Annotated in this window: 7 protein-coding genes and 1 pseudogene; 4 read left to right on the top strand and 4 right to left on the bottom strand. The window is 70.0% G+C overall.

The features are described 5' to 3' along the window. Positions 1 to 238, top strand: a pseudogene (locus RIF89_RS08280) (hypothetical protein); the annotation flags it as partial. A gap of 17 nt (positions 239 to 255) precedes the next feature. After that, a complete protein-coding gene (locus RIF89_RS08275; protein ID WP_309068648.1) occupies positions 256 to 1,335 on the top strand; it encodes an FUSC family protein in 1,080 nt (359 codons plus the stop codon). 7 nt (positions 1,336 to 1,342) lie between these two features. Here the strand turns inward: RIF89_RS08275 and fdhD are convergent, their stop codons facing one another. Together fdhD and RIF89_RS08265 are read right to left on the bottom strand one after the other, a co-directional pair. After that, positions 1,343 to 2,191 carry a formate dehydrogenase accessory sulfurtransferase FdhD gene (gene fdhD, locus RIF89_RS08270; protein ID WP_309068647.1) on the bottom strand — a complete coding sequence of 283 codons (849 nt, stop codon included), beginning with the start codon at positions 2,189 to 2,191 and terminating at the stop codon, positions 1,343 to 1,345. Positions 2,192 to 2,203: 12 nt separating this feature from the next. After that, complete coding sequence (locus RIF89_RS08265; RefSeq protein WP_309068646.1) at positions 2,204 to 4,507, bottom strand: FdhF/YdeP family oxidoreductase; 2,304 nt, start codon at positions 4,505 to 4,507, stop codon at positions 2,204 to 2,206. Positions 4,508 to 4,635: 128 nt separating this feature from the next. Here RIF89_RS08265 and RIF89_RS08260 point away from each other — a divergent pair, with 128 nt between their 5' ends. Further along, on the top strand, positions 4,636 to 6,174 hold the full coding sequence (locus RIF89_RS08260) for an APC family permease (protein ID WP_309068645.1): 1,539 nt from the start codon (positions 4,636 to 4,638) through the stop codon (positions 6,172 to 6,174). Positions 6,175 to 6,197: 23 nt separating this feature from the next. Next, positions 6,198 to 7,442 (top strand): saccharopine dehydrogenase C-terminal domain-containing protein, encoded by a 1,245-nt coding sequence (locus RIF89_RS08255; protein WP_309068644.1) that lies wholly within the window; start codon positions 6,198 to 6,200, stop codon positions 7,440 to 7,442. On the opposite strand, the gene RIF89_RS08250 is transcribed toward RIF89_RS08255, so the two are convergent. Together RIF89_RS08250 and RIF89_RS08245 are read right to left on the bottom strand one after the other, a co-directional pair. Beyond that, entirely contained in the window at positions 7,426 to 8,301 is an 876-nt protein-coding gene (locus RIF89_RS08250; RefSeq protein WP_309068643.1) for an AIM24 family protein, read from the bottom strand. The two genes, RIF89_RS08255 and RIF89_RS08250, sit on opposite strands and share 17 nt — an antisense overlap. A gap of 24 nt (positions 8,302 to 8,325) precedes the next feature. Next, positions 8,326 to 8,907 (bottom strand): MFS transporter (locus tag RIF89_RS08245; RefSeq protein WP_309068642.1); only part of this gene is annotated, 582 nt, incomplete at its 5' end.

Here is an 8,907-nt window from a genome sequence, read left to right as displayed (position 1 = left end):
TATGGATATGCCGCACCGCTGGTTCACGGCGGGAGACTCGAACGGCGACTACGACATGGCCGCGTGGCTGCACGACGCGGGCTTCGAGGCGACGCACCTCGACGTTCGCCCCGCGGGCGAGCGATTCAAGACCGCGTTCGCGGTGCTGCGCGAGATCCCGACCTTCGCAGAGGGTGATGCCGAGGACGACATCACCGCCACGTACCTGACGCGCTGGCGCGCCGAGTTGGCGATCTGAGGAGCGGGGCGAAGCGTATGGTGCGGCTGCGGATCCCGCTCCCCCGCGTGCGGGGGCTGCTCTCCGTCTCGCGCGTCGCGCTCGCCCTGCGCACCGCGATCGCGGCCGCGGTCGCGTGGTACCTGGCACCGTTCGTGCCCTTCGCCGCGGCCGAGTACTCGTACTACGCGCCGCTCGGCGTGCTGGTCAGCATGTACCCGACGCTCGCGCGCTCGGCACGGTCCGGGGCGCTGACGCTCCTGGGCCTCGCGCTCGGCATCGCGCTCGGCTTCGGCGGCATCGCCCTGACATGGATGGGCGCCCCCGGGATCGTCGCACTCGCTGTCGTGGTCGGCGTCGGCGTATGGCTGGGCGGCATCGAGTCGATGGACGCAGGGCGCGACTGGATCGCGATGGCGGGCCTGTTCGTGCTGTTGCTGGGCGGCGCGACACCGGACGAGTTCTCGGTCTCGTATCTCGTCACGATGGCCTTCGGCGTGCTGGTCGGGCTCTTCGTGAACCTGCTGCTGTTCCCGCCGCTGTATCTGCGGGAAGCGGCGGACCGGCTCTCGAGCCTGCGGGACGCGGCAGCGCGGCACCTGCACGACATCGCCGACGCGACGGCGGCGGCCGAGCTCTCGGAGGATCACCTCGAGAGCGTCGCGAGGGACCTCCACCAGACCGTCGACGGGGTGTCGCAGGCGGTGAAGGACGCGGACGAGAGCAGCCGCGCGAATCCGCGCGCCCGTCGCCGACGCGACGACCGCGACCTGAACACCCGGCGCCTGCGCACGCTGGAGCAGACGGTGTTCTCGATCCGCGATCTCGCGGACGTCCTGACGCGCGCTGCCGGGCGCGACGAGAACCCCTTCGCCGCACGCGACCTGCTCGCCGACGCGATCCATCGCGCCGCCGACCTCGTCGGCGAGCCACTCGACAGCGAGTCGGCGCGCGAGCGCCTGGACGCCGCGACCACGGCGCTCGAGCGCTATACGGCGGCGATCGACCAGGCGACGACGCCGACGGGCTCGAACGCGATGCCCTCCGCGGTCGCCGAGGACCTCACGGCCGCGCTGTGCCTGCGACGCATGATCGAAGCATCCCGGCCGTTCGCCTGACCCCGGCTCAGCCCACCGCCACGGGCGCGACCACACGCTCGGCGCCCGCGTAGACGTTCATCGTCTCGCCGCGCAGGAAGCCGACGAGCGTCAGCCCCTGTTCGGCCGCGAGCTCGACGGCGAGGGACGACGGCGCCGAGACGGCCGCGAGCACGGGGATGCCCGCCATGATCGCCTTCTGCGCCAGCTCGAAGCTCGCCCGTCCCGAGACCATGAGCACGTGCCGGCGCAACGGCAGCCGATCGTTCAGCACCGCCCAGCCCACGACCTTGTCCACCGCGTTGTGACGCCCGACGTCCTCACGCAGCACGACCAGCTCGCCGGTCTCGGCGTCGAACAGACCCGCGGCGTGCAGTCCGCCGGTCTTGTCGAACACGTCCTGGTGCGCGCGCAGCGCGTCCGGCAGGCCGGCGAGCGTCTCGGCGGCGACACGCACGTCGTCGGCCGCGACGTCGTGGGCGGAGACCGACTGCACGGCCTCGATGCTCGCCTTGCCGCACATCCCGCACGAGCTTGTCGTGTAGAAGTTGCGGGCAAGGTCGGTGCTCGGCGGCACGACGCCGGGAGCGAGCGCGACATCCAGCACGTTGTAGGTGTTCTCGAGTCCCCCGGTGCCGGGCCCGCCGCAGTGGATCGCCGAACGGAAGTCTGCCCCCGTGCGCACGACGCCCTCGGACACGAGGAAGCCGGCCGCCAGCTCCACATCGTGCCCCGGCGTGCGCATCGTGACCGCGAGGGGCTCCCCCGCGAGCCGGATCTCGAGCGGCTCCTCGACGGCGAGCGTGTCGGGCCGCCGCGTGGTCGCGCCGCCGAGCGCGATGCGCACGACCGGCCGGCGCTGCGTGATCCGTCCCATGCTGTGCCCCTCCTAGCGCTTCTCGAACCGCACGACGACGGCCTTCGACGTGGGCGTGCCGCTGACGTCGGCGGTCGAGTCGAGCGGCACCAGCACGTTCGTCTCGGGGTAGTACGCCGCCGCGTTGCGCCGCGGCGTGTCGTAGGGAACGAGCCGGAACTCCTCGGCGCGGCGCTCCTCGAGCCCGCCCGGTCCGGTCCACTCGGACACGAGATCGACGAGCTCGCCCTCCGCGAAGCCGAGCTCGCGGATGTCGTCGGGATGGATCAGCACAACGCGACGCCCGTCGTGGATGCCGCGATAGCGATCGTCTTTGCCGTAGATCGTGGTGTTGTACTGGTCATGCGAGCGCAGCGTCTGCAGCAGGACGCGTCCCTCCGGGATCACGGGGTACTCGAGCGGGTTCGCGGTGAAGTTCGCCTTCCCGTTGGGCGTCGTGAACCGCCGCTCGTCGCGCGGGCCGTTGGGCAGGAAGAAGGAGCGGCCCTTGTCGATGCGCGCGTCGTAGTCCTCGAATCCCGGGATGACGTTCCCGATGTGCCCGCGGATCGCGGCGTAGTCGTTCTCGAGCCCTCGCCAGTCCGCACGCGGTGTCCCCGGTCGGTCCGCGAACACCAGCGCGCACAGCCTGGCGAGGATCGCCACTTCGCTCAGCAGGTCCTCCGCGGGAGGGGCGAGGCGTCCTCGGGAGCCGTGCACGGCGCCCATCGAGTCCTCTACCGTGACGCGCTGGTCGGCGCCGCCGCGCCGGTCGCGGTCGGTGCGACCGAGAGTGGGCAGGATGATCGCACGCCGACCGTGCACGACGTGCGAGCGGTTGAGCTTCGTGGAGACCTGCACGGTGAGCCCCACACGCGACATGCCTTCCTCGACCACGCGCGTGTCGGGGGTCGCGCTGACGAAGTTGCCGCCCATGGCCATGAACACGCGCACCTTGCCGTCGCGCATGGCGCGGATCGCCTCGACGGTGTCGTAGCCGTACTTCCGCGGCGCGGTGAACGCGAACTCGCGGTCGAGCGCATCCAGGAACGCCTCGGCGGGCTTCTCGTAGATGCCCACGGTGCGGTCGCCCTGCACGTTCGAGTGTCCGCGTACGGGGCACACGCCCGCGCCGGGACGACCGATGTTGCCCTGCAGCAGGAGCACGTTGACGACGTCGCGCAGGGTCGGAACCGAGTGCTTGTGCTGCGTGAGTCCCATCGCCCAGCACACGATCGTCGACTTCGACGCCCGCACCCGCTCGGCGATCTCGCGCAGTCGGGCCTCGGACAGCCCCGTCGCCTCCTCGAGCGGCCCCCACGGCAGGCTCCCGACATGCGCCGCGTAATCGTCGAAACCGGCGGTGTGCGCGGCGATGAAGCCGGTGTCGAGCACACCGCCCTCGCGGGCCTCCACCTCCAGCAGGTGCTTGCCGATGGCCTGGAAGAGCGCTTGATCGCCACCGAGACGGATCTGCACGAAGTCGTCCGCCAGCTTGGTGCCGCCCAGGAGCACGCCGCGCGGCGTCTGCGGATTCTTGAACTGGAACAGCCCGGCCTCGGGCAGCGGATTGACCGCGATGATCGTCGCGCCCTTGTCCTTCGCCTTCTCGAGCGCGCTCAGCATGCGCGGATGGTTCGTGCCGGGGTTCTGACCCGCCACGATCAGCAGATCGGCCTCGTGGATGTCCGAGATCGACACGGTGCCCTTGCCGATGCCGATCGTCTGATTCAGTGCGGATCCGCTCGACTCGTGGCACATGTTCGAGCAGTCCGGAAGGTTGTTGGTCCCCAGCCCCCGTACGAGCAGCTGGTACACGAACGCGGCCTCGTTCGAGGTGCGTCCCGAGGTGTAGAAGACCGCGTCGTCGGGATCGTCGAGCGCGCGCAGGGCGGCGGCGATCTCGTCGAGTGCCGCGTCCCACGAGATCGGCCGGTAGTGGCTCGCGCCCTCCTCGAGCAGCATCGGCGTGGTGAGACGCCCCTGCTGACCCAGCCAGTAGTCGTCGTGCTCGCGCAGCTCCGCGACACTGTGATGCGCGAAGAACGCGGGTCCCACGCGCCGCAGCGTCGCCTCCTCGGCGACCGCCTTCGCGCCGTTCTCGCAGAACTCGGCCGCGTGCCGGCGGTCCTCCTCCGGCCACGCGCACCCCGGGCAGTCGAACCCGTTCTTCTGGTTCACGCGCAGGAGCGTGCGCGCGCTGCGCACGACGCCCATCTGCTCGAACGACATCTTCAGGGCGTTCATCACGGCGGGCACGCCGACCGCGCTGTGATCGCGCTCGCGGATCCGCAGCCGGGATTCGTCGATGTCCTCGGTGGGGGGCTTCGTCGCCATCGTCCCTCCTTCGTCTCCCGCCAGGCTAACCCCCGCTCGCGCTCGGCGGGTGCTCAGCTCCCGTTCGGCGCGAGCACCGCGGCGCGGCGCTCTCGCGCGGCAGCGGGGCACGGCTCTACAGTCACCTCATGACGACCACCCCCATCCATCTCGGTCGCCCCGAAGGCAAGGGACTCGCGGCCGGAACCCTCGGCCTGTGGGGCTCCACCGTCATCGGGCTCGCGTCGACCGCGCCCGCGTACTCGCTCGTCGCGACCCTCGGCTGGGTCGTGCTCGCCGTGGGCGCCCAGGCGCCCATCGCGTTCATCATCGCGTTCGTGCCGATGCTGCTGATCGCCTTCGCGTACCGCGAGCTCAACAATGCGGTGCCCGACTGCGGCACCACGTTCACCTGGGGCACCAAGGCGTTCGGGCCGTGGGTCGGCTGGATGGGCGGCTGGGGCGTCGCCGTGGCGGGAATGGTCGTGCTGGCCAACCTCGCCCAGATCGCCGGCATCTACTTCTGGTCGCTCTTCGGCGACGGCTCCCTCGCCGAGAACGCCGTGCTCGTCACCGTGACGGGCGTCGTCTTCATCGCCGCCATGACGTGGGTCAGCTGGCGGGGTATCGAGATCGGCGAGCGACTCCAGAACATCCTGCTCGCGATCCAGTACCTCGCGCTGGCGATCTTCGTGATCGCGGCGTTCTGGCAGTTCGCCAGCGGCACCGCACCCCACCCGACGCCGTTCGACTGGCAGTGGCTGAACCCGTTCGCCTTCACGGAGTGGAGCGGCTTCATCGAGGCCGTCCTGCTCGCCCTGTTCATCTACTGGGGCTGGGACACCTGCCTGGCGCTCAACGAGGAGACGAAGGACCCCACCCGCACTCCCGGACGCGCCGCGCTGCTGACCACCGTCATCCTGCTCGTCACCTACCTGGCCGTCACGATCGCCGCGATGATGTACGCCGGCGTGGGCGAGGACGGCGTCGGGCTGGGCAACGAAGCACATGCGGACGACTTCTTCCTGGCGATCAAGGACGGTCTGCTCGGTCCGTTCGGATGGGTGCTCGTCGTGGCGGTGCTGATCTCGGCCGTCTCGTCGACGCAGACGACGATCCTGCCCACCGCGCGCGGCACGCTGGCGATGGGCGTGTATCGCGCGCTTCCGGCACGCTTCAAGCAGGTGCACCCGCAGTACCGCACGCCGTCGTTCTCGACGATCGTGATGGGCGCCGTCGCGATCGTCTACTACGTCGTCATGACGCTCATCAGCGACAACATCCTGCAGGACTCGATCCTGTCGCTGGGCCTGGCGATCGCGTTCTACTACGCCATCACGGGCTACGCGTGCGTCTGGTTCTTCCGCAGACAGCTGCTCTCCTCCGCGCGCAACTTCTTCCTGCAGGGGCTCCTGCCGCTCGCCGGCGCCCTGATGCTGACCTACGCGTTCGTCCAGTCGGCGATCGACATGTGGGACGTGGACTACGGCTACAGCGTGCTGCTCGGCATCGGCGGCACCTTCGTGGTCGGCATCGGGTCGCTGCTGGTCGGCGTCGTGCTGATGGTGGTCTGGTTCTTCTTCCCCCGCTCCACGCCGTTCTTCCGCGGTGAGAGCCTCAACCGGGACACCGAGGTCATGGTGCCGGACGAGGAGTACCTGCGGTCGATCGACGGCGGCCTGGCCTGACCGTCCCTTCCTTCGGAGGACACATGCGCATTCTCATTCTCGGCGCCGGCGGCGTCGGCACCGCAGCGGCGCGGATCGCGGTGCGCCGCGACTTCTTCGCGTCCCTCGTGGTGGCCGACTACGCGACCGAGCGAGCGCGAGCGATCGTCGCGGAGCTCGGTGACGAGCGCCTGGTGGCCGCACAGGTCGACGCGACGAGCGCCGACTCCGTGGCCTCGCTGATCCGCGACCACGGGATCACGCACGTGCTGAACGCCGTCGATCCGCGCTTCGTGATGCCGATCTTCGAGGCCTGCTTCGCGGCGGGCGCGACGTATCTGGACATGGCCATGAGCCTGTCCTCTCGCCATCCCGAACGGCCGTACGAGCTGCCGGGTGTCAAGCTCGGCGACGATCAGTTCGCGCAGGACGAGCGCTGGCGCGAGGCCGGTCGTCTGGCGCTTGTCGGTATCGGCGTCGAGCCGGGTCTGTCGGACGTGTTCGCGCGCTTCGCGGAGGACGAGCTGTTCGATGAGATCGACGAGCTCGGCGTGCGCGACGGCGCGAACCTCGTCGTGACGGGGTACGACTTCGCTCCGTCGTTCTCGATCTGGACGACGATCGAGGAGTGTCTGAACCCGCCCGTCGTCTACGAGGAGGGCCGCGGCTGGTTCACGACCGAGCCGTTCTCCGAGCCGGAGGTGTTCGACTTCCCGGACGGGATCGGGCCGGTCGAGTGCGTGAACGTGGAGCACGAGGAGGTGCTGCTGATGCCGCGCTGGACGAAGGCCAAGCGCGTGACGTTCAAGTACGGCCTCGGCGACGAGTTCATCGAGGTGCTCAAGGTGCTGAACAAGCTCGGCCTCGATCGCACAGACAAGGTGCGTGTCGGCGGGGTCGAGGTCTCCCCGCGCGACGTCGTGGCCGCATGTCTGCCCGACCCGGCGACGATCGGCGACCGGATGACCGGCAAGACCTGCGCGGGCGTGTGGGTGACCGGCACGGGGAAGGACGGCCGGCCCCGCTCGACGTACCTGTATCACGTGGCCGACAACGAGCAGACGATGCGTGAGTACGGCGCACAGGCCGTGGTCTGGCAGACCGCGCTCAACCCCGTGATCGCGCTCGAGCTGCTGGCCACGGGCGTGTGGTCGGGCACCGGAGTGCTGGGGCCCGAGGCGTTCGACGCGCGGCCGTTCCTCGACCTGCTCGCGGCTCCCGCGCCCGCGGGCTACGGCTCCCCGTGGGGGATGCGCGAGCAGCAGCGTCCCGTCACGACGACGGGGTGACCGCCACGCCCTCCGACGGCTGCACGATCACGAAGCCGTAGCCCGCGAACGCGACCTGCACGGCTTCGCCCGGGCCGCGGCCGATCAGTGCACCGGCCTTGAACGAGGACTTCAGCGTCGTCTGCAGCGATGCCGACCAGGCCACCACGGCGTTGGTGTCGGCGTAGGTGGGCGCCTCGGCCGTGTTCAGGACGACAGGCGGACCGGCGGTGGTGACCGCGACCCAGCCGCTGCCGCGCAGCGTGGTGTTGAACAGCCCGCCGGTCATGACGCCGGCGCCCTGCACGCGCTCGATGCTCCACTGCAGGCTCTCGGAGAACGCCAGCACGTTGCGTCCGTTGATCGAGATGCCCGAGTCATCGAGATGCAGGATGTGGACCTCGGCCTCCTCGTTCGCCAGGAAGACATCGCCGCGACCCGACACGCGCATGAGGGACAGTCCCTCGCCGGTGACCTGCGACTTCAAGAACCGCCCCACGCCGCCCCCCTGATACGCGAAATCCACCTCGCCCTGGTAGGCGACCATGGCGCCCTGTCGAGCGAAGAAGGATTCGCCCACACCGACACGAAGCATCTTCTCGTTCTGCTTCGTCGGTCCGATACCCGAGACCTCGGCATGCGAGCCCGAGATGAGGTCGCCCGTGATGCCGGCATCGCCGCGGCCGATGCTCTGTGCCGGCACCGCCTCCTGCTGCGGGATGTCCTGCGCGGGCGGCTGGTCCTGCGGCGCTGCGTCGGCCGGGGTCAGCGGAGCGGTCGAGACCTGCCCTCCGGTTGAGACGTGCTCGGTCCACGACGTGCCGTCCCACCAGCGCAGCTCCGCGCGCCCCGTCGGATCCGGAAACCAGCCAGCATCCATGCGATTCCTCCCTTTTCCGGAAGACTACTCACTCGCGCGACCCGTCCGAGCCGCCTCCTTGCGGCGCTGCGGGTTGCGGATGCCGGCCCAGGCTGCGACGGCGCCCGCGGCGAACAGCACCGCGGTCGCGATCGCGGTGCGGTGGAAGCCCTCGAGGTTCAGGTCGCCACCCGCGATCAGCGCGATGACGGCCACGACGAGCAGACCGGCCACGCGGGAGACGGCGTTGTTGACGGCGGACGCGATGCCCTCGCGGCCGCCCTGCACGGATCCGAGCACGGCGCTCGTGAGCGGACTCACCGTCAGCGTCAGGCCGACGCCGAGCAGCATGATCCCCGGCAGCATCTGCAGCCAGTAGTCGAACGGATCACCCGCCGTCAGCAGCAGCGCCGCGCCGATCGCCATGATCCCCGGGCCGAGCGCCATGAACAGCCGCGGTCCGCGCCGGTCCGCCCACTTCCCGACGCGCGAGGAGCCGAGGATCATGATCACGGTCACCGGCAGGGACGCCAAGCCCGCGAACGTCGCGGAGAATCCGACGGTCTCCTGCAGGAACACCACGACCGCGAAGCCGTTCAGCGCGAGCGCGGCATACACGAAGGTGGT

The sequence above is a fragment of the Microbacterium sp. genome, assembly GCF_031178525.1.
GTDB lineage: Bacteria > Actinomycetota > Actinomycetes > Actinomycetales > Microbacteriaceae > Microbacterium.
The sequence above is the reverse complement of the archived record's forward strand: the minus strand, read 5'-3'. Positions and strand labels throughout refer to the sequence as shown.